The sequence below is a fragment of the Corynebacterium sp. HMSC070H05 genome (genome assembly GCF_001837615.1).
Lineage (GTDB): Bacteria > Actinomycetota > Actinomycetes > Mycobacteriales > Mycobacteriaceae > Corynebacterium > Corynebacterium coyleae.
Genome location: NZ_KV833343.1, coordinates 208148 through 230229, shown reverse-complemented (window position 1 = coordinate 230229; position 22082 = coordinate 208148). Strand labels below are relative to the sequence as shown.

The following is a 22082-nucleotide window of genomic DNA, read 5'->3' as shown; positions in this document are numbered from 1 at the left end:
GTTGTTTGTTTTGGGGATGCAGGATTTACAGCACGATCTTTCACCTGACCCCGTCGCCGACGAGCAGTCGCACGCGGATACGTTGTTCGCACACCTCGACGCCGAGGTGGCTCGTGCCCGTGCGAGGCTCGAAGAGGTTCAGCGTGATGTTGACCCGGACAACCCGGATTCGGACGCTCTTGTGCGGCGAGAAACTGAGTACCACGGCCTCAATGCCAAATTGGACACGCTTGGCGTTGCTGAAGCCGGGCTTGTCTTTGGGCGCATTGACGTTGCAGACGATGAGCCCGAAAATCCAGTGCCGGGGCGTGAGGATTTGGACCGGCGCTACATTGGTCGACTCGGCATTGACGACCGCGAGGATAACTACCGCACGTTGTTGCTCGATTGGCGTGCCCCGCTCGCACGCCCCTTCTACCTTGCGACGACCGCCCACCCAGAGGGCGTGGAGACGCGCCGAAATATCCGCATGCGGGGGCGCAAGGTTACTGCGGTAGATGACGAGGTGCTGTCCGGCGACAACGCAGACACATCGGTGGCCGGGGTTGGCTCTGAGGCTGCGCTTCGCCGTGCGATGAATGAAGCGCGCACGGGTCATATGCGCTCAATCGTGGAGACGATCCAGCGCGAGCAGGACGAGATCATCCGCGATCCAACCCGCGGTGTGATGGTTGTTCAGGGCGGTCCGGGTACGGGCAAGACTGCGGTTGCCCTGCACCGTATTGCCTATTTGATGTACACGTGGCGCGAGCAGCTCAGCCGCACCGGTGTGCTTATCGTGGGCCCAAACCCGGCGTTTTTGGAGTACATCTCCCGCGTGTTGCCGGAGCTTGGAGAGACTGGCGTAGTGCTTTCCACTGCTGATCAACTCGTCCCCGGGTTTACGCCTACGGGCAGCGATTCGATCGCGGCTCGGGAGGTGAAGGGGTCGGAGGAGATGGTGACGATTCTCAAGCGCGCCGTGCAAGCTTACGAAACTGTTCCCGACAAGCCGGTCGTGCTGACGATTGATTCAGTAGCCATCGAGGCCACGCCCGCCATGATCAAGGCCGCGCGCACTCGCGCACGTCGCTCCCGCCGGCCGCACAATCAGGCGCGTCCGTTCTTCGCAGAACACCTCACTCAATCGCTGGCGGAGGCATTGGCCCAAAAGATTGGTGAAGATCCCCTCGGTGGTGCCAACCTGCTGTCTGCTGCAGACGTAGATCAGCTCCACGATGACCTCGCCGATGAGCCACAGGTGCTAGCGCTTATCGACGAGCACTTCCCCGAGCTCGACCCCACCGACCTACTCGGTGAGTTCCTCACCGATGAGGATGCGATTGCGCACGCTGCTTACGACTACGACGACTACACACGTGCGGCGCTGCTGCGCTCCCCGGAGGAGGACTTCTCCCCCGCCGATACTGCACTTGTGGACGAACTGGCGGTGCTGATCGGCACCGTCGATCCGGAAGAAGCCCGCCGCAAGGAAGAAGCCGAGTGGCGCGAACTCGTGGAGGAGGCCGAAGACGCGCTGGATATCCTTGCCTCGTCCGAGTCCACCGATAACGATGACGACCAGTTTGAGGCGGAGATTCTTTCTGCGGCTGACGTGATCGACGCAGAGACGCTCGCTGCTCGTCAGCGGGTCACTGATAATCGTTCTACCGCGCAGCGCGCCAGTGCGGATCAAACATGGGCCTATGGACACATCATCGTCGACGAGGCGCAGGAGTTATCCCCAATGGAATGGCGCATGGTGTTTCGCCGGTGCCCGGCAAGGTGGATGACCCTTGTCGGAGATACCGCGCAGACTTCCTCGCCAGCAGGCGTGGACGATTGGACCGCAGCACTCGAACGCTTTGTGGGTCAGCGCTTCCGTCTCCACGAGCTGACGGTGAACTACCGCACGCCGAAGGAAATCTCAGATTATGCGGCGGAAGTTCTGACACAAATTGATCCGGAGGCGACTGCACCGACGGCAATCCGATCCACCGGCATTCCGGTTGATTTTCTTCCGGCAGGTGCGGAGGTCGTCGACAAGCGGGATGGGTTGCATGCGGTGATCGATGTGCACAACGTCGACGAGATGAAAGGCCTCGAATTCGACCACGTCACCGTGGTGGAGCCACAAAAAATCGTAGAGGCCTCGCCACAAGGGTGGCAAGACCTCTACGTCGCTGTCACCCGCGCCACGCAGACGCTGACGGTGATCGGGAACTAAGCGGGAAACCGCTTAGTTCACGGTGTGGACGATCATGACGTCGCAGTTGGACTGACGCGCGACATCAGCCGGCACCGAACCGAGCAGACGGCCGGTCAGCGAGTTGATGCCACGGTTACCGACGATGAGCAGGTCAGCGTTGTTGTCGTTGACGATCGCCATGAGCGCCTCAACCGGGGTACCCGGACGGGTCGCGGTCTGGACGTCGGGTGCACCGAAGGAACGTGCGTGCTCAGCGGCACCCTCAAGGTTCTCTAGAGCCTTCTGGTCACCGAGGATGGTCACGGAGTCCTGGCGCAGGGCCTTGGCAGCCTCATCCTCGTTCTCGTAGTAGGCGGTGCCGATAACGAGGGTGGAGCCGAATGCAGCAGCCAACTTAGCGGCACGCTCTACGGCCAGGAGGGACGACTTGGACCCGTCGGAGCCAACAACAATGGTCTTGTACGGGGAATCGGCCATGTGGAAATCACCTTTCAAGATTACGGCGCGGATATCGGGGACATTCTACCCACGAAGGATTTAATTGTGTCCCTCAGACCGGGTATCGACGAGCATGACATCCACCGGCGCCTTCTTCGCCACGTTGCCCGGGATATTGCCGAAGATCCGGCCCGCCATGGAACGCATGCCCTTGTTACCTACAACGAGCAGATCAACGTCATATTCCTGCACCGATTCCACCAGCACGGTCGCGGGTTGGCCGCCTGAGGAGACCAGGTTGATTTCCTTCGCCTGCTCCTCTTCAGCAATCTTCTTTGCCTCAGCCAAAATGTTGCGCGCGTTCGTCTCCGTCACGATGTCGACACGGCTGAGCTCCGCGTTGGTGGAGTTCAGCATCGACCCAGACGCCGTGTAGTGCGCGCAGATAATCGTGAGTTTCGCGTCGTACACGCGTGCAAGGCTTGCGGCGGCACGCACGGCGACCATGGAAGTCGGTGAACCGTCAGTACCGACGGCGATAGAAGTGTAGGTGTGCATGAGGATTCTGTCCTTTCGCTAATTTCCTGTGTCTTTAATACCACGCAGTTCGCGTTTGAGGTCAGCGATCTCATCCCTGAGGCGTCCCGCCAGCTCAAACTTCAGTTCCCGAGCGGCGTCGCGCATCTGGACGGTGAGGTCGTCGATAAGCTTTTGCACCTCGTCAGAGGCCATGTTCGCCACATCTGGCTTCTCCGCGACAGCGGTGTCTGAACTCAGCGACGCTGGCGCGTCCGCATCCGCGTTCTCGTAGACCTGATCCAAAATGTCGGCGATAGCCTTGCGCAGTGGCTGCGGGTCGATGCCGTGTTCCTTGTTATATGCGATTTGTTTTTCGCGGCGACGCTCGGTCTCGTCGATTGCTTCCTGCATCGATTCGGTGATCTGGTCCGCGTACATGATGACCTCGCCGGAGACGTTTCGGGCTGCACGACCGATCGTCTGGATGAGCGACTTCGTCGACCGCAGGAAACCTTCCTTATCGGCGTCGAGGATGGCGACGAGCGAAACTTCAGGCAGGTCGAGGCCCTCACGCAGGAGGTTAATGCCGACCAAGACGTCGAACTCGCCAAGGCGCAGCTGGCGTAGCAGTTCGACACGCTGCAGGGTATCAATGTCCGAGTGCAGGTAGCGGACCTTGATGCCGTTATCCAGCAGGTAATCGGTGAGATCCTCGGCCATGCGCTTTGTCAGTGTGGTCACAAGCACGCGTTCGTTTTTGTCCGTGCGGCCGCGGATTTCGTCGATAAGGTCATCGATCTGTCCCTTCGTCGGCTTCACGGTGACCTTCGGGTCTACCAGGCCAGTCGGGCGGATGACCTGCTCGACGAACTCGCCTTGCGCTGCCTCAAGCTCGTAGTCGCCCGGGGTCGCGGACATGTAGACCGTCTGGCCGACGCGCGCTTCGAACTCATCAAACGTCAGCGGGCGGTTATCCACCGCGGACGGCAAACGGAACCCGAACTCCACCAGGTTGCGCTTTCGCGACATATCACCCTCGAACATGCCACCGATCTGTGGGACGGTGACGTGCGACTCGTCGATAATGGTGAGGAAGTCTTCCGGGAAGTAGTCGATCAGTGTCGCCGGCGCAGAGCCCGCGGGGCGACCATCCATGTGGCGCGAGTAGTTCTCAATGCCGGAGCAGAACCCGACCTGCTGGATCATCTCCAGGTCATACTCAGTGCGCATACGCAGGCGCTGAGCCTCCAACAACTTTCCTTTGTTCTCCAACTCCTTGAGGCGGTCTGCAAGCTCTTCTTTAATCGCCTCGATCGCCTTTTCCATGCGCTCGTCAGTGGCCACATAGTGCGTTGCCGGGAAGATCCGGACCTCGTCTTCCTGGCTGAGCACATCGCCCGTCAACGGGTGGATGTAGTAAAGCGAATCCACTTCGTCGCCAAAGAACTCCACACGCACCGCGACTTCTTCGTAGGCCGGAATAATGTCCACGGTGTCGCCTTTGACGCGGAAGGTACCGCGCTTGAAGTCGATGTCGTTGCGTTCATATTGGACGTCGACAAGCAGGCGGAGGAAGCGATCACGTTCCACCTCTTCCCCGACGCGCAGGACAACGGAGCGATCCAGGTACGACTGCGGGGTACCCAAGCCATAGATGCAGGACACCGAGGACACCACGACGACGTCGCGGCGCGACAACAATGCGGAGGTTGCGGAGTGACGGAGGCGCTCGACGTCGTCGTTAATGGACGAATCCTTTTCAATGTAGGTATCCGTCTGCGCGATGTAGGCCTCCGGTTGGTAGTAGTCGTAGTACGACACGAAGTACTCCACCGCATTGTTCGGCAGCAGTTGGCGAAGCTCGTTGGCCAACTGCGCAGCCAACGTCTTGTTCGGCGCCATCACAAGGGTGGGGCGCTGTTGCTTTTCGATCAGCCATGCCGCAGTTGCGGACTTACCGGTACCGGTCGCACCCAGTAGCACGACATCGCGCTCGCCGCGGTTGAGGCGTTCATCCAACTCGGCAATGGCGCGCGGCTGGTCGCCAGAGGGTTGGAACTCTGACACCACCTCGAATGGTTTTTCGCGCCGCTCAATCTCACCGACAGGGCGAAACTCGGACTGCGCGAGGACTGGATGTTCAGCAGCAAAAGCCATGCTCGCCAGTGTATCGACGAAACCAAAAACTGGATCTATAAGTAAATCTGCTTGCAGGCAATCACTAAAGACAATACCTTTGTACTTATAGATTTAACAGCGCACTACCAGCGCACGTCGGAAAGTACAGGTGAAGCGTTCTATGCAGATGACTCGAAGACAGATGCTGCGGGCGACCGTGCTGGGTGGAGCGACCCTTGCCTTGGCGTCGTGTACCACCGCCCCCGTCGAGGAGATAAACACCTCTGGTCCACCTCGTCGCGGCGGCAGGCTCCGGGTGGGGCTCGTCGGAGGTTCTTCCACCGACACCGTAGATGCGCACATTCCAACGAGTGCTTCTGACGGCACGCGTTTGATCAACATGTACGACTCGCTCGTACGCTACGACACCAACTACGACCTGCAGTACCGCCTCGCCACGGCTATTGAGCCAAACGACGACGCGACGGTGTGGACCATCACGCTGCGCGATGGTGTGCAGTTCTCAGACGGTCGACCGGTGCGCCCTGAGGACGTCATATTCTCCTACGACCGTATTCGCGATCCCGACAACCCGAAGTCCGGTGCTGCATCGATCAACCACATCGAATCGATGGAGGTCACCGGACCGAATGAGTTGCGCATCTACCTCAATGCCCCGGACGCGACGCTCATTGACAGTCTTGCCGAGTATCAAATGGGCATCGTGCCGGAGGACTACGATCCCAAGAACCCGATCGGCAGCGGCCCTTTCAAGCTTGAGCACTTCTCCCCCGGCCAGTCGACGAAGATGGTGCGCAACGAGAACTTCTGGGGAGAGACTCCCTACCTAGACAGCGTTGTCATCATCGACTTCCAGGAGGAGGACGCCATGCTCAACGCATTGCTGTCTTCCCAGGTTGACGCAATCGGCAGCCTGAACCACTCGCTTGCACGTGTGATCGATGCAGACCCGCGCTTGGACACCCTCATTTCGCAGACCGGCATGTGGTTGCCGCTGACGATGCGCGTGGACGTTGCACCGTTTGATGATGTCCGCGTGCGCCGCGCCATGCGCCTTGCCGCGGACCGCCCGCAATTGGTGGACCAGGTCTACTCCGGCGAAGGTCAAGTGGGCAACGACATGTTCAGCCCGTACGACCCCGCCTACCCGGAGGACATTCCCCAGCGTGGGCAGAATATCGAGGAGGCCAAGCGTCTTCTCGCGGAGGCGGGCTACCCGGACGGTATCGATGTCACCCTCAACGCCGCTGAAATCCAGACCGGCGCGTTACGTAGCGCCCAGGTATACGCAGAGCAGGTCCGTCCTGCTGGCATCAACGTAACTATTAACCAGGTTGATTCCTCGACATTCTTCGCCGACGGCAACTACCTGGAGTACCCGTTCGCGTTGTCGTTCTACTACACGCGAAACTTCCTCCAGCAGGTCAACCAGTGTGCAACGGCGGATTCACCGTTTAACGAGACCCACTGGGTGGACCCGGAGTTCACTGCGTTGGCCAACGAGGCCCGAACGATTGTCGACGACGAAAAACGCAGCGAAATGATCCACGAGCTGCAGCAGCGTCTCTACGACGACGGCGGCTACATCATCTGGGGCTTTGCCAACCAGATTGACGCGTACCACAAATACGTGGTGGGGCTTCAAACCCACCCCGGCGGTATGCCGCTGGGCCAGGCCATGTTCGAGCGAGTTTGGATTGCGGAGGCATAAGCACACATGGGCAAGTTCATTCTTCGCAGGCTCGGGGTGAGTGTCTTCATCCTGTTCGCTGTATCCGTCATCATTTTCTGCGCGACGTTGCTTCTGCCTGGCTCGCCGGCTACGGCAATTTTGGGCCAGCAGGCAACGCCGGAACGTATCGCGGCGCTCGAGGCAGAAATGAATCTCGACCAGCCTCCGGTCACCCGCTACTTGCTGTGGCTGGGAGGCATTTTCACCGGTGACTTGGGCACATCGACGTCCACCGGTGGCCCAGTTTCTGAACTGCTTGGCGAGCCACTGGTGAATTCGCTGGTACTCATGCTGCTCGCCGCGGCAATTTCGATCCCTGTCGGCGTGCTCCTGGGTGTGTATGCGGCGTGGTGGCGCGGTTACAAGCGCGATTCGGCGATCACCTGGGTGACGTTGATTCTCGCTGCGCTGCCGGAGTTCGTCATCGGTATCGCACTGGTCACGTTGTTCGCTACCTCGGTGTTCCAAATTTTGCCGGCAGTGACCATGTCACCTCCGGGCAGTCGTGTGTGGGAGTTCCCAATGCAGCTGGTGTTGCCAACCTTGACTCTCGCGTTCGTCGTCACGCCTTATGTGGCGCGTATGACTCGCGCAACGATGATCGAGGCACTGGAATCGGGCTACGTCGAGATGGCGCGACTGAAAGGCGTGCCCGAGCGTCGCGTGGTGTTCCGTCATGCGCTGCCCCACGCGGTCGGGCCCATTGCACAGGTCGTCGCAATCCAGCTCGCGTGGCTGGCTGGCGGCATTGTGGTCGTCGAGTATCTGTTCCGCTACCCCGGCCTCGGCGTCGCGCTCATCGATGCGGTGAACTACCGCGACGTACAAGTTGTTCAGGCTGTCTCACTGCTGATCGCCGCGGTATATGTCGTGGTCAACCTACTGGCGGATCTTGTCAGCATTGCGGCTAACCCGAAGTTGAGGAGTAACTGATGTCTGCACCAGTACACCCCCAAGAACCAGGGAAAACCCCGAAACCCGTGGTCGACGATTCTGAACTGAAAACGTCGGTGTCCAAGCCGGAACCATTGCTGTCCCGAATTTGGGCACAGTCCGAAGGCAAGGTCGGACTCGTCTTGACGGGGCTTGTCATCGCGTTGGCGGTCGTCGGGTATTTCTTCGCCGAGCAGATCACCGGTCGCAGCACAACGGAGTTCATCGGCCTGCCATTTACGGACATCGGAGTGTTTGGCACCGATAACCTTGGCCGTTCGGTGCTGTCTCGCTTCGTTGCCGGTGGCCTCATCCTGTTGGTGACCGCGTTTTTGGCCACGGTCCTCGGCATGGTTGTCGGCACCATCATCGGCATGATTGCGGGATACGCAGGTGGCAAAGTCGATTCGGTGCTGATGCGGCTCAACGACGTGATTTTGGCGTTCCCACAGCTAATTTTTGCCATGTTGGCCATCGTTATTCTTGGCCCCTCAGCAACCGTGCTCGTCCTGGTCATTGGTTTGACGCACGCGCCTCGCATTGCCCGTGTGGCACGTGCTGCGACGATGTCCGTGACAAACGAGGACTACATCCGCGCCGCCCAGATGTATTCGGTGCCGCACTGGAGAATTCTCATCCAGGAGATCGCGCCCAACATCACCGGCCCGCTGGCTGTGGAGGCGGGTCTGCGTCTGACCTACTCCATTGGTTCGATTGCCTCGCTGTCCTTCCTTGGCCTTGGCATCCAGCCGCCGGCTGCGGACTGGGGTTTGATGATCAACGAGAACCGCATCGCACTATCGCTGCAGCCGTGGGGCGTGCTTCTGCCGGTGGCTGCGGTTGCTGTGCTGACTATCGGCACCAACATGTTGGCCGACGCCACAGCGCGCGCCACCGCAACCACTGCTACACCGCCAAAGCGCGGCCGCAACCAGACCATCGACCCGGAACGGGTGCCGAAGCACGAGCCCATCCGCCACAACGGATAGCAGCAAAGGGGAATGACGAATGACTACCGCGATATCCGCGAACCAAGACGGCAACACCAAGTCGTCAGATGATTTTGTGCTCAGCGTGAGCGACCTTCGCCTGGGCACGTTGGAAGGCGCTGAGATCCTCCACGGTGTGGACTACACGCTGAAACGGGGCGAGATTGTCTGTCTAGTCGGCGAGTCCGGCTCGGGCAAAACTACTGCCGGTTTGGCTGCTATGGGTCATCTTCGCCCGGGACTGATGCTTTTCGACGGCACCGTGACCCTCCATTCCGCAAACGGAACCGACTATGACGTCCTCAACCTCAGCGAAGCTGATCTGCGGGAACTTCGCGGCAGCCGCATCGCGTATGTGCCGCAGGATCCGGCACTGAGTTTGAACCCGACGATGCGTATCGGTGAACAGATCCGTGAAGTGCTCGACGTGCACTCCTTCGATGGCGATGCTGGTGCTCGTGTCCGCGAAGTCATGCGCGACGTGGATTTGCCGGACACCGACGAATACTTGGCCCGTTGGCCGCACCAGCTCTCTGGTGGCCAACAGCAGCGCGTCGGTATCGCAATGGCGTTCGCCATGTACCCGGACGTGCTGATTCTCGACGAGCCTACGACCGGCCTCGACGTATCCACCCAAGCCCACGTGCTGGACACCGTGCGCGAGATGACGCACAAGAACGACATCGCTTCGTTGTACATCACGCACGATCTTGCAGTGGTGGCTGAGTTGGCGGACCGTGTCGTGGTTATGCTGCGCGGTGACATCGTCGAAGAAGGCCCTGCGCAGGCGGTGCTGTACAACCCACAGCACCCGTATACTCAAAAGCTTCTCGCCGCGATTCCAGATTTGCCGGGTCGAAAGAACATCACCGGCCACGGCATCGCCTCTGCCGTCCAGGTTGAGGAGCGCGATAGCGCTGCCCCGCTGCTGCAGGTGAACAATCTGGAGATGGCCTACGGCGACAACAAGGTCCTCCACGGCATTGATCTCACGCTCGAGGAGGGTGAGTCGATTCTTCTGCTCGGCGAGTCTGGCTCCGGCAAGACAACGTTGGCTCGATCAATCGCGGGTCTCAACCCTGGCTACACCGGAGAGGTGCGCCTGCGGGGCGAACTGCTTGAGCACGGCAGCCGCGAGCGCACCGTGGATCAGCGTCAGTACGTTCAGTACATCTTCCAGTCGCCGTTTTCCTCGTTGAACCCGCGGCGCACGATCGGTGAGTCGCTGAGCGTGCCACTTGTCATGTCGGGCAAGTTGTCGCGGAAGGAGCACCGCAGGGTCGTCGAGGACGTCTTGGAAGCTGTCCAGCTCGACCGGAGTTTCTACGACCGTCGCCCGGGTGATCTGTCCGGTGGTGAGCGCCAACGCGCTGCGATTGGGCGTGCGCTCGTGAATGCTCCTGACGTGTTGGTGTGCGACGAGATCACGTCGGCTCTCGATGTGTCGGTCCAGGCATCGATCCTCGAGCTTCTTGCAGACCTTCGCGCAGAGCGCGGTCTATCGATGCTGTTTGTCACCCACAACATTGCGCTGGCACGTCACACCGCCACGCGTATTGCGGTGCTGAACAAGGGCGTTATCGTGGACGAAGGGCCAGTCGATGATGTTCTTGAGCGGCCAACGCACGAGTACACCAAGTCCTTGTTAGCAAATATCCCGGAACTTTAACTCTCTTTGAAGAAAGGCTTTTAAGTGCCTATTACTCCGCACCCGTTGACGCGCGATCTGAAAGCTTTGCCAGTTCCGGATCTTTCGTCCACGCTCGAGGCTTACATTCATGCGCTTGAGGCGGTTCTCGACGAGACCGAGCTTGCAGAAGCGAAGGCGATCGTCGCTGACTTCGCGCAGTCGCAAGCCCCGCGTCTCGACGAGGCACTGCGGCAGCGCGCAGCAACCCGTGAGGCCGAAGGCACGAACTGGCTTTCCGACGAGTGGTATTCGAGCTACCTGGCAACCCGTGGGCCACTGACACTGACGACGAACGTGGGTTTCCAGCTGGCGCTGCCATCTGAGGAGACTGGCTTGGACCGTGTGGTTGACGGCATCCGGCGAGCGCTGGTTGTTCACTTCCAAGCTGCGGGAGATGACTTGCCGGACTACGTGGACGCGCGCGGCAACCGCATTACCCAAGACCAGTGGTTTGTCTTTGGCGGAGGGCTGCGCCACCCGAGTGCCGGTGTGGATGAGATCATCGTCGCCACCGCAGGCACTGCCAACCGCGAGATCGGCGTGTTTGTCGATGGGCACCTTTACGCAGTACCCGTGACCGACGAGGCTGGCGAGCCGATTGCAGCTCCGAACCTGCGAAACGCGCTTGAGACGGTTCTGGACGCCCCGCGCAAGCAGAGCGTGGACTTCAACGCGGCATCGCTGCTCGGCTCCGAAACGCTTGCAGAAGTACTGCCGGACATGTTGGCACAGGGCGACAACGGCGATGTGTACAAACGTCTGCAGGAGTTCCTCTTCACCGTCGACCTGATCGACTACGGAGTAACCACACACGCTTCCGACGAGGAGCGGATCAACGAACTGACCTTCCTCCCCCGTGGTGCATGGACGTACAAGCCGCTGAGCTACCAGTTCAGCCTGACAGATCCCTGGAGTGCAGTGCACGTTGAGCACTCGTGCCAGGACGGCGGAACCCTCGTTACCGCGATCACGCGCATGCAAGAAGCGGAGATCGGTGTCGGCGCAGATTTCGTCGCAAAGCCGCAGGAACTGCGCTGGGATCTCGATAACGCGCTCACCACGCGCATCGAGAAGAGCGTTGCCGAGGTTGCGGGCGCGGCGGAGAAATTGCGTACCCGCATCGTGCACGTGCCGTTTAACCAGCCTGCGGACCTGCCGTTGAAGTTCAGCCGCGATGCTTCAGCGCAGTTAATGATGACTATCGCGCAGCAACTGACCTACGGCCGAGTACGCGCGGCATATGAGGCCGTTGACATGCGTGAGTTCCGTGCCGGACGCACGGAGTGCTTGCGCGCCGCCACACCCGAGGCTGCTGCTTTTGCGCGAGCGCTTGTGGAGGGTACGGCTGAACAGGCTGGCCTCGAGGACGCCATCAACGCGCATCGGGCATGGGTGAAGCGGTGCAAGTCTGGCAACGGCTTCGACCGACATATCCAGATGATGGCGACTATCGACGACACTCACGCATTCTTCAACGACACGCGTGTAACCGCTGCTCGTCGCGATTTCTTATCCACGACCTCGATCGGCGGCGCTGCTCAGATCGTTCGCTACTGCTTCGCACCGGCGTTGCCAGAAGGGTTCGGCATCGCGTATACCCCGCTGCACGACGATACGGAGTATTGCGTCTCCTGGAACGCAGCGACTGCCGAACAGCCGGAAGAGTTCCTGGCCAACCTGACAAAGGCCGGCGAGTTGCTCTGGCAGTTCTGCGCTACGTTGAGCACAAACGCTGAGTAGGGACAGTCAGACGGCGTACTTTCGCACTTCGGCAAGCCACTGGTCAAGTTCGCCTGCGTCCTCCCACATGGAGTAGAGCTCCGAGCCACCTGGTCGAAGAATCGAACGGGCGCGCCGTCTGATCCACTGCCGATCGTCGAATGTGAACGGCGAATCGACGCCGGCACCACTATGTCGCTCGGGGAGATGTCCGTTAAGCATGGCAGCAAGCGCGATGACGGATGCAGCCTCATCAGTTCCCAGCGACCCAAGCCCACAATCGAAACGGAATTGGGCAATGTCGAATGTGCCGTTGACCACTGCGTCAACCGCTTCGATTGCGGGGTCGTTATCAAACGGCCCTGTATCCCAAGTTCCCATACCGCGTCACGCTAAAAGGCGTAGGTAAATCAATGATTGCCATAGAGTGAATTTCCGCGGTATTTCCAGTGAGAAACTCACGCGTCAATCATCCGTACGACCTTTTCTACCTGTGCTGCAAGTGCCTCGAGCGGCCCGTTGTTATCCACAACGATGTCGGCTGCCGCCCGTCGGGTGTCGTCGTCAACCTGCTGCGCGATGCGCGCCCGCGCGTCCGCTTCAGTGAGCCCCCGCTTGTCGACGAGCCTGCGTACCCGCTCGTCCACATCAACATCGACGACGACCGTCATGTCCATGTCGTGGTGTAGGCCGAGATCCACAAGCAACGGCATGTCGTAAATCACCGCGCGAGCGCCTGCCTTCTCTGCCTCATCGAATCGCCGGTTGGATTCAGCGCGGATGGCCGGGTGCGTTAAAGCGTTCAATTTCTCCGTTTGCTCCGTCGAAGAGAAAGCGCGTTTCGCCAGCTCTGCGCGGTTTAAGGCGCCGGTGTCGTCGATAAGGTCCTCGCCAAAAACCTCCGCGACCTGTGCGAGCACCGGTGAGCCTGGTTCCATGATCTCTCGTGCGATCTGGTCGGCGTCCACTACTGGGAAGCCTTCGTCTGCCAGCATTCGTGCGACTGTGGATTTGCCGCTGCCGATTCCGCCCGTGAGTCCAACTTTCTTCATGCATGTGAAGATAGCAAAGCGCCCCGCCCACCATGACGGTGATGCGGGGCGCTGACGCTGATTGCTTAAAGGCAATCCCTAAGCACGAACTCGTCGTGGCTTAGTTGCCAGCAAGCTTGTCGCGCAGAGCAGCGAGCTGCTCGTCGGAAGCCAGCGAGCCGATGTTCTCCTCAGCCTGGTCAGCTGCCGGAGCTGCAGCTGCAGACTCAGAGGAGTAATTGGCCTGATCGCCAGCCTGCTCTGCAGCCTCGGCTGCAGCGGCGCGGTGACGCTCGATCTGGGCAGCGTGTGCCTGGTGGCGACGCTCTGCCTCGGCGTAACGAGCCTCCCACTGCTGGCGAGCCTCGTCGTAGCCTTCCATCCACTCGTTGGTCTCCGGGTCGAAGCCCTCCGGGAAGATGTAGTTGCCCTGCTCGTCGTAGGAGTCGGCCATGCCGTAGCGGGACGGATCGAACTCTTCGACGAAGTCCTCGTCAGCCTGCTTGAGCGACAGGGAGATACGACGACGGTCCAGGTCGATGTCGATGACCTTGACCATGACCTCTTCGTTGACGTTGACAACCTGGTCCGGAACCTCGACGTGGCGCTGAGCCAGCTCGGAGATGTGGACGAGGCCCTCGATGCCCTCTTCGACGCGGACAAACGCACCGAACGGAACCAGCTTGGTGACCTTGCCCGGGACGATCTGGCCCACAGCGTGGGTGCGGGCGAAGACGCGCCACGGATCCTCCTGTGTCGCCTTCAGCGACAGGGAGACGCGCTCGCGGTCGAGATCGACGTCGAGCACCTCGACAGTGACCTCGTCGCCAACAGCGACAACCTCAGACGGGTGGTCGATGTGCTTCCAGGACAGCTCGGAGACGTGGACGAGGCCGTCAACGCCGCCGAGGTCAACGAATGCACCGAAGTTGACGATGGAGGACACGACGCCCTTGCGGACCTGGCCCTTCTGCAGCTGGTGCAGGAAGTCGGAGCGGACCGCAGACTGGGTCTCCTCCAGGTAAGCGCGACGGGACAGGACCACGTTGTTGCGGTGCTTGTCCAGCTCGATGATCTTTGCCTCGAGCTCCTGGCCGATGTACGGATCCAGGTCGCGAACACGACGCATTTCGACCAGCGATGCCGGCAGGAAGCCGCGCAGGCCGATATCGAGGATGAGGCCGCCCTTGACGACCTCGATGACGGTACCGGTAACCGGCTGGTCGTTGGCCTGCAGCTCCTCGATGGTGCCCCAAGCACGCTCGTACTGAGCACGCTTCTTGGACAGCATCAGGCGGCCTTCCTTGTCCTCCTTGGTCAGGACAAGCGCGTCGATCTCATCGCCGACCTCGACCACGTCCTCCGGGTCAACGTCGTGCTTGATGGAGAGCTCGCGGGTGAGGATGATGCCCTCGGTCTTGTAGCCGATGTCGAGCAGGACCTCGTCGTGGTCAACCTTGACCACGGTGCCGGTGACGATGTCACCGTCGTTGAAGTACTTGATGGTCTCGTCGACTGCGGCGAGGAATTCCTCAGGGCCACCGATGTCGTTGATGGCAACCTGGGGTGCGTTGGTAGTGCGCATAAGTAGTATGTGCTCCGAAAAAATAGGAGATCGTGATTGGACAGAAGCGTCTCTCTCAGCAGCGTAAGCGCCGAAACGCTCGCGAGTGCTGATCTCGCAGCGGGCTGGTCGCCACACCCTCCTATTACGATGGACGCCAAGCTCGCGCGTAGACACGCCCGCACGAGTGTAGACACTTTCCGCAGCTAGAGCAAATGATCTGGACCCCGGGCACTGCAACGCAGTTTATAAGCAAGGGACTACCATGACGTAAGTCCATAACTCTACAACTCAGAAAGTGTGTTCACCCTATGTGGAAACGCAGCCTTGCCGTCGCAGCATCGTTCGTCGGCATCGTCGTCGGAGCGGGTTTTGCCTCCGGCATGGAAGCACTCCAATACTTCGTCGCCTACGGCACCCAGGGCTTTTGGGGTGTAATCGTTGCTGGCGTGACCATGCTGCTAGCCGCCACCGCGTTTGTCACATTCGGGTCGTATTTCCTCGCCGACGAACACAATGAAGTCTTCTACAAGGTGGCATCGAAGCCTGCCGCGTTCCTCATGGACTGGTCTGCGGTTATCTGCATGTTCTCCGTTGGCTTCGTCATGTTTGCTGGCGCAGGCTCGAACCTGAACCAAGCATTCGACTGGCAGATTTGGGTGGGCGCGGTACTCATGCTTGCACTGATGCTTATCGTCGGCCGATTCGACGTTGACCGCGTCGCCTCTGTCATCGCTTGGGCAACTCCCCTGCTGGTGATCTTTGTGCTCATCGGCGCGATCTATTCGTTCACCCAGATCAGCGTCGACTGGTCTGAGGTGGATAACTTTGCGCGCAACGAAGTAAACCGCGCTGACGGCACCCCGTACTGGTTCTTGGGTGCACTCAACCACACGGGACTAAACGCCCTATGCGGTGTCTCGATGGCGATCGTGATGGCCGGTGATGAGTTTGACACTAAGAGCACGCGGATTGGCGGAGTCCTTGGTGGACTCATTTACGTGGCACTTCTTGCCCTTCTTGTAGCCGCGCTGCTCATGCAGGTCGAGGCAGTAAACGGCCACGACATGCCACTTTTGACCGTGCTGGATAACGTCCACCCAGTCCTGGGCTTCATCATGACCTGGGTGATCTTCCTCATGGTGTTCAACACCTGTTTGGGCATGTTCTACGCGCTGGCAAAGCGACTCACCAGAAAGAACCCAGAGCGCTTCTACCCGGTCTATGCCATCGCCTGCATTGTCGGTTTTGGCCTTTCCTTCGCCGGCTTCCAGCCGCTCGTTTCCAACCTGTACCCGATCCTGGGCTACCTCGGCCTGTTCGTGATGACAGTGATGACCGTCGTCTACTTCCGCCACCGCACCCGCCTGAAAGAAGAAGGCGAGCGCCGCGCTCAAGCTGTTGAGGCCGCGCTTGACGACGACACCTCGGACGAGATTGAAGATCTCGCTGAAGACTCCAATCTCGAGGAGGATGAATTTAAAGAAGCAGTTGAAGACGCAGTCGAGGATGCCTCCGACGAGAAAACCGTCAGTGACGTGTAGGCCAATCAGGCCTCGCTAACACCCCAGCGGGGGTAGGTGTCGGGGGTAGGATTTTGGCACTTACCCCCACGTAACTAAAGGATCCAAAAAGCCGTTCACCTGTCCACATAAGCTGCGACTTATTAGACATTCCGTCACATGCTTAACAGTTACTGTGTATTGCTTGTGCGCCCGCTCAGTAGCAATTAAGGTTTTACCTGGTTCTTGAGGAATAGCCCCAGAACAGAGTGAAATCTAAGCACTGCCTGAGGCTCGGTACCTAATCGAGAACCCCGCCGCTAGGTGGTAACAAAATAGAAAGAGGAAATGGCCTGGGGGGTTGGGCCACGTCGGGGGATACGGTAACTGGGGACGCCGTACTCGAGGCGGGCATCAGATGAAGTTTGCGTGCTTCACGTGATGCCCGCCTCGTGCTTTCCCGAAACGTACTCGCGGCTAGTGCGCCGCCTCTTCCCAGTTTGCGCCAGTACCTGCAGACACCTCTAGCGGGACGAGGAGTTCGATTGCCTTGTCCATTTCGCGCTCCACGATCGCTTGGACGGCGTCTAGCTCGCCCGGGGCAACCTCGAGCACCAACTCATCGTGCACCTGCAGGAGGACACGTGATGCGTAGTCGCGCAAGGCGTCGTCGACACGAAGCATCGCAACCTTGATGATGTCCGCAGCAGTGCCCTGGATCGGGGCGTTCAGCGCCGCACGCTCGGCGTTCTCCCGCGCGATTCGGTTGTCACTTGTGAGTTCCGGCAAGTAGCGGCGGCGACCGAACACCGTCGAGGTGTAGCCGTCGCGACGCGCCTGCTCGACAACCTCATCAAGGTAGCGCTTTACCCCGCCGAATCGTTCGAAGTAGTTCTCCATAATGCCCTTCGCCTCACCGGCAGAGATCGACAACTGTTGCGACAGGCCGTAGGCAGACAAGCCGTAGACGAGGCCGTAGGACATTGCCTTGACCCGGCGACGTAGCTCTGGCGTGACCTGATCGACCGGAACATCAAACACGCGGGAGCCAACGAAGTTGTGCAGGTCCTCCCCCGCCCGGTACGCCTCGATCAGGCCCTCGTCTTGGCTGAGGTGCGCCATCACACGCATCTCAATCTGCGAGTAGTCGGCGGTAAGCAGGCATTCGTAGCCCTCGCCAACTACAAATGCAGAGCGGATCTTGCGCCCGGCCTCAGTACGCACCGGAATGTTCTGCAGGTTCGGCTCCGCCGAGCTGAGACGCCCCGTCGAGGCCACAGTCTGATTAAACGTGGTGTGGATCCGGCCATCCGGCTGCACCGTCTTAATCAAGCCTTCCACCGTGGACTTCATCTTCTGGTGCTCACGGTGCGCGAGCAGATAATCAAGGAACGGGTGCGGATTCTTCTCTGCGAGTGCTTCGATCTCAGCCGCAGCAGTCGAGTAACCCGTTTTCGTCTTCTTCGTCTTCGGCAGCGCAAGCTTGTCAAAGAGCACGACAGAGAGCTGCTTCGGGCTAGATAGGTTCAGGTCCGGCTCGTCGACCAGCTGGCGCGCCTGCTCTTCCACCTGCTCAACCTTGTGTGTCAAGTCCTTGCGCAGCCCCTCCAGAACGTCCAGATCAACGGCGATGCCAATGTGCTCCATTTCCGCGAGCACCGTGACCAGTGGCAGTTCGAGGTCCGCGTACAACTCGTAGGAGTTGATCTCGCGCAGGTCCTTGGACAACTCTGCGGCAAGCTCCAGAATCGCCGCAGCCGCATCCACGTCGCCCGAATCATCCAGCAAGCTCAGCTGATCAGAGCTGGTGCTGAGCTGGCGCTGCAGGTGACGCTGGTACACATCCTCGAGCGCATACGTGCGCTGGCCCGGGCGCAAAAGATAGGCAGCGATCGCAGTATCGTGTGCGATACCGCGCAACTCGATGCCGCGGCCACGCAGCATGTGATAGGCAGCCTTGGCTTCGTGCAGGAACTTCGGGTCATCCGACTCGAGCCAGGTCTTCAGCGCCTTGTCCTCATCAGCCGACAGATCGGCGGCAAGTTTCGCAATGCCGTGGCGCTGCTTATCGACGATAGCCAGCGCCGTCAGATCACCAGATCCAGGCGTCGCCGTACCGGAAAGGTACAGGGCAAGGCCTTGACCTTCATGGGACCTCAGCCAGGTGTCCAGCGACTCGTTATCAACCGTCACGTCAGCCAGCTCCACCGTCTCAGGTTCGGGTGCGCTGCCATCGGTCGGTACCGCGGCGAGCACGCGCTCACGGAGGTTGACACCGAACTCGAGGTCGTCGAAACGCGCCGCAACCTCGGCGACGTCCGCGGGTTTCAGCTCAAGATCACCAGGTGCAACGGGCAGTTCCACATCCGTGACCATCGCGGTGAGTTCGCGGTTCAACCGCACCTGATCAATGCGCTCGCGGAAGTTGTTGGCTGCCTGCCCCTTCAACTCGTCCGCATGCTCAATGAGCCCTTCGAGCGTGGCGTACTGCGTGATCCACTTGGTGGCGGTCTTCTCCCCCACCTTCGGCACATTCGGCAAGTTATCCGACGGGTCGCCGCGCAGGGCGGCAAAGTCCGGGTACTGCTCAGGTGTTAGGCCGTACTTCTTTTCCACCTCAGCTGGGTTAAAACGCGTCATCGTGGACACGCCGCGCATTGGGTACAGGAGAGTCGTGGTGTCGTCGACAAGCTGGATGTAGTCGCGATCACCACTGACCAGAACAATCTCGTAGTCACCATCTGCACGAGCCTGGGTCACAAGCGTGGCGACGATATCGTCCGCCTCAAAGTTCTCCTTGCTCAACGTCACAATGCCGAGATCCCCCAGCATGTCCTCAATCAGCGGTACCTGGCCTTTAAACTCGGGTGGGGTCGCGTCGCGCTGCGCCTTGTACTCCGGGAAACGCTCCGTACGGAACGTCTTTCGGCCCACGTCGAACGCGACGGCAGCGTGCGTCGGCTTTTCGTCGGAAAGAATATTGGCAAACATGGACAAGAATCCGTACACCGCATTCGTGTGCTGCCCACCCGACGTGGAGAAATTCTCCGCAGGCAACGCATAGAACGCGCGGAAGGCCATCGAGTGGCCGTCGATCAACAGCAAACGCTTGGATTTTTCCGATGTTGTAGTCACGGTCAGCCAGTCTAGCGGGCGCCACGACACGACCTTCCACACCTAATCAACCTGCGATTTCACACATCGGGGTGAACTGCGATACACTTTCGCGCGTCGCCCCAGTAGCCCAATTGGCAGAGGCAACGGATTCAAAACCCGTCCAGTGTGAGTTCGAGTCTCACCTGGGGCACCACCTCGGGAGAGGGTTTTCGGAAAGTTTTCCGGAACCCCCTCCCCTTTCGTTTTCAGCAAGAAGTGACACGGCTTGCTGGTAAACATCGCTTTCCTAAACCTCAAAACCCGGAAATTCACCACCAGGCCGAGTCGGAAGCAAGCAACAATAATCTGGTAATCGGTTACGAGGAATGACGCTCCCGCCTGACTAGCGGTCCAAAAACATGTTCCCCTCGAGCTGAATTTTCTTCGGTGTCTGTCGCTGCCCCGGCTACCATAAAGTGCGAATTATTTGGACGCCCCGACAGACGAAACGAGGCAGCGAAACGGTGGCTGGCGCGAAGCAACTACTTGAATTGACCTGGTTCAACAAGGACAAGGCTCTCATTCCCAGCGAAGAGGGTAGGTACGCGTACGAATGGGTTGACCCGAAAGACCCGCGGTACTGCGAGACTCGGGCACTCGTCGTTGACGAGGTGGTCACCGGCAAGCAGGCGCCGAAGGACGAGGACACGCAATACTCGGAGCGGGCCGACTTGGGCCCGACGGAGGACAATTTGCTGATCCTCGGTGAGTCAGGTGACGTGCTGGAAGCTCTCACTCGCGTGCCGGAGTTGCGCGAGAAGTACCTCGGCAAGGTCAAGTGCATCTACATTGATCCGCCGTTTAACACCGCACAAACCTTTGCTAACTACGAGGACAACCTTGAACACTCTGTCTGGCTCACCATGATGCGTGACCGCCTCGTTCACTTACGCAAGCTTCTTAGCGACGACGGGTCCATTTGGGTCCACCTTGATGACGTGGAAAACCACCGCATGCGCGTACTCATGGACGAAGTGTTTGGGAGTGGGAACTTCGTGGCGGAGGTGGTGTGGCAGAAGGCTTATTCGCCGAGAAATGACGCTTCCGGGTTTTCGGTGGACCAAGATGTCATCATCGTCTACTCTAAGGCTCCCGGCTGGCAGTCCAACAAACTCCCTCGTCTCGCTTCTCGGGACGCTCTCTACACGAGCCCAGACGGTGATAGCCGTGTGTGGATCTCTGATAACCCGGCAGCACCACACTCGGTCGATAAGAATGGTCGGCAAGTTTCCGCAGTATACGGAGTGCAGAACCCGGTTACGGGCGAGATGATCTACCCAGCGAAGAATCGGCAGTGGGGAAAGAAGCGCGCAGACTTCCATGAATGGTTGAACAAAACAACTCTATATCGAGACGAGACGAACCCCGACCTTGACAAGCGGAGCCGAGCTACAGGGATTTCAGTCAACCAACTCCGGTCAGACGTTCCCGACCTTGTCGTTGACGGCCCTCTCCTTAGAGTTCCCGATGGTGAAAGCCTCTATGGCTCGTCGCCGCTGCCGCGTCTCTACTTCACCGATGGGGGACGAGGCGGTCTCAAGTTAAAGCGTTACCTAGATGAGATTTCGCAGACTCGAGCTCCGCAAACACTTTGGTTGCACGAGGAAGTAGGACACAATCGGACTTCCAAGGCCGAGATGAACGCGCTTTTCCCCGAGACTGCTGCCTTCGCCACGCCTAAGCCAGAGCGCCTGCTCGAACGCATCATCCACATCGCCACGAACCCCGGAGACGTCGTCTTCGATGTGTTCGCCGGTTCGGGAACGACCGCGGCGGTAGCCCAGAAGATGGGACGTCGCTGGGTGACGTGCGAGCTCGTGGAGGACACGTTCACCCGCTTCACTCGGCCACGCCTGGAGAAGGTCGTAAACGGTGAGGACCAGGGCGGAATCAGTATCCAGAAGCCGGAGCGCGTCGATGCGACCGACGAGGGACTTCCCGAAGGTCTATCCCCGGAGGATGCCCAGAAGTTCAATAGCGCGCTGAACAAGGTGCTCGCAGCGAACCCCGAATGGAAGACCGAAGCGGTAGTCAAAGCGCTCAAGACTGCAACGAAGACCAAGAACCAGAATGGCGTCGTCAACTGGCGCGGAGGCGGCGGTTTTACAGTCGCCCACCTTGCACCGCAGTGTTTCGACTACGTCCCCGAATTGGGTCTCGTCACGCTCACCGAAGCAGCAACCGGTGCGACGCTCGTCAATTCTGTCGCAGCGAACCTCAACTTCTCGCTCACCCCGGATAACCGCCATTTCGACGGCAAGCGCGGCTCGATGTTCCTCAAAGTGGTCGAAGGCCGGCTCGACAAAGACAAGGTCGAAGAGCTTCTCACACATCTCGACAACGGCGAAGGCGTAACGCTCGCCGCGACGGAGCTCGAACCGGGAATCAGGCAGTTCGCAAGGACAACGGATAAGCCGTGCCAGATTGTCCACATCCCGAACGACATCTTTACCTACTCGGCTACGCAGGAGGGCAAGTAGAC

Annotated in this window: 15 protein-coding genes and 1 tRNA gene; 9 read left to right on the top strand and 7 right to left on the bottom strand. The window is 59.5% G+C overall.

All coding sequences use genetic code 11. The annotated features are described in order from the left end of the window. Nucleotides 1-16: 16 nt before the first annotated feature. Nucleotides 17-2206, top strand: a complete 2190-nt coding sequence (locus tag HMPREF2617_RS10910) for a HelD family protein (RefSeq protein ID WP_070840706.1) — start codon at nucleotides 17-19, stop codon at nucleotides 2204-2206. 12 nt (nucleotides 2207-2218) lie between these two features. Here HMPREF2617_RS10910 and HMPREF2617_RS10905 read toward each other — a convergent pair whose 3' ends face one another. The 3 genes from HMPREF2617_RS10905 to uvrB are packed head-to-tail and all read right to left on the bottom strand — an operon-like array spanning nucleotide 2219 to nucleotide 5302. Continuing rightward, nucleotides 2219-2665 (bottom strand): universal stress protein, encoded by a 447-nt coding sequence (locus HMPREF2617_RS10905; RefSeq protein ID WP_070422922.1) that lies wholly within the window; start codon nucleotides 2663-2665, stop codon nucleotides 2219-2221. 60 nt (nucleotides 2666-2725) lie between these two features. Further along, nucleotides 2726-3184, bottom strand: coding sequence for a universal stress protein (locus tag HMPREF2617_RS10900; protein WP_070422923.1), 459 nt, complete (start codon nucleotides 3182-3184; stop codon nucleotides 2726-2728). Between the two features lie 18 nt (nucleotides 3185-3202). Further along, on the bottom strand, nucleotides 3203-5302 hold the full coding sequence (uvrB, locus tag HMPREF2617_RS10895) for an excinuclease ABC subunit UvrB (RefSeq protein ID WP_070840705.1): 2100 nt from the start codon (nucleotides 5300-5302) through the stop codon (nucleotides 3203-3205). 148 nt (nucleotides 5303-5450) lie between these two features. Between uvrB and HMPREF2617_RS10890 the strand changes: the two genes are divergently transcribed. From HMPREF2617_RS10890 to HMPREF2617_RS10870, 5 genes are read left to right on the top strand one after another with little or no spacing between them, the layout of a single operon-like run. Then, entirely contained in the window at nucleotides 5451-6995 is a 1545-nt protein-coding gene (locus HMPREF2617_RS10890) for an ABC transporter substrate-binding protein (protein ID WP_224212741.1), read from the top strand. 6 nt (nucleotides 6996-7001) lie between these two features. Beyond that, the gene (locus HMPREF2617_RS10885; RefSeq protein WP_070422926.1) at nucleotides 7002-7949 is read left to right on the top strand and encodes an ABC transporter permease; all 948 of its coding nucleotides are present in this window, start codon (nucleotides 7002-7004) and stop codon (nucleotides 7947-7949) included. After that, nucleotides 7949-8938 (top strand): ABC transporter permease, encoded by a 990-nt coding sequence (locus HMPREF2617_RS10880; protein WP_070840704.1) that lies wholly within the window; start codon nucleotides 7949-7951, stop codon nucleotides 8936-8938. Before HMPREF2617_RS10885 ends, HMPREF2617_RS10880 begins: the two co-directional genes overlap by 1 nt. Before the next feature lie 19 nt (nucleotides 8939-8957). After that, the gene (locus HMPREF2617_RS10875) at nucleotides 8958-10607 is read left to right on the top strand and encodes an ABC transporter ATP-binding protein (RefSeq protein WP_070422928.1); all 1650 of its coding nucleotides are present in this window, start codon (nucleotides 8958-8960) and stop codon (nucleotides 10605-10607) included. A gap of 24 nt (nucleotides 10608-10631) precedes the next feature. Then, nucleotides 10632-12368 (top strand): choline/carnitine O-acyltransferase, encoded by a 1737-nt coding sequence (locus HMPREF2617_RS10870; protein WP_083323273.1) that lies wholly within the window; start codon nucleotides 10632-10634, stop codon nucleotides 12366-12368. Between the two features lie 6 nt (nucleotides 12369-12374). Here the strand turns inward: HMPREF2617_RS10870 and HMPREF2617_RS10865 are convergent, their stop codons facing one another. The 3 genes from HMPREF2617_RS10865 to rpsA form a co-directional block, all read right to left on the bottom strand. After that, nucleotides 12375-12728, bottom strand: coding sequence for a DUF4259 domain-containing protein (locus HMPREF2617_RS10865; RefSeq protein ID WP_070483611.1), 354 nt, complete (start codon nucleotides 12726-12728; stop codon nucleotides 12375-12377). A 77-nt stretch (nucleotides 12729-12805) separates the two neighbouring features. After that, a complete protein-coding gene (gene coaE / locus HMPREF2617_RS10860) occupies nucleotides 12806-13399 on the bottom strand; it encodes a dephospho-CoA kinase (protein WP_070771736.1) in 594 nt (197 codons plus the stop codon). A gap of 100 nt (nucleotides 13400-13499) precedes the next feature. Beyond that, nucleotides 13500-14963 (bottom strand): 30S ribosomal protein S1, encoded by a 1464-nt coding sequence (rpsA, locus tag HMPREF2617_RS10855; protein WP_070422931.1) that lies wholly within the window; start codon nucleotides 14961-14963, stop codon nucleotides 13500-13502. Between the two features lie 290 nt (nucleotides 14964-15253). Here rpsA and HMPREF2617_RS10850 point away from each other — a divergent pair, with 290 nt between their 5' ends. After that, nucleotides 15254-16486 carry a YkvI family membrane protein gene (locus HMPREF2617_RS10850; RefSeq protein WP_070449996.1) on the top strand — a complete coding sequence of 411 codons (1233 nt, stop codon included), beginning with the start codon at nucleotides 15254-15256 and terminating at the stop codon, nucleotides 16484-16486. A gap of 435 nt (nucleotides 16487-16921) precedes the next feature. On the opposite strand, the gene polA is transcribed toward HMPREF2617_RS10850, so the two are convergent. Beyond that, complete coding sequence (gene polA, locus HMPREF2617_RS10845) at nucleotides 16922-19525, bottom strand: DNA polymerase I (RefSeq protein WP_070840728.1); 2604 nt, start codon at nucleotides 19523-19525, stop codon at nucleotides 16922-16924. Nucleotides 19526-19677: 152 nt separating this feature from the next. Between polA and HMPREF2617_RS10840 the strand changes: the two genes are divergently transcribed. Next, nucleotides 19678-19754: transfer RNA gene (locus HMPREF2617_RS10840), tRNA-Leu, on the top strand. A gap of 310 nt (nucleotides 19755-20064) precedes the next feature. Next, on the top strand, nucleotides 20065-22080 hold the full coding sequence (locus HMPREF2617_RS10835; protein ID WP_070840703.1) for a site-specific DNA-methyltransferase: 2016 nt from the start codon (nucleotides 20065-20067) through the stop codon (nucleotides 22078-22080). Nucleotides 22081-22082: the final 2 nt, after the last annotated feature.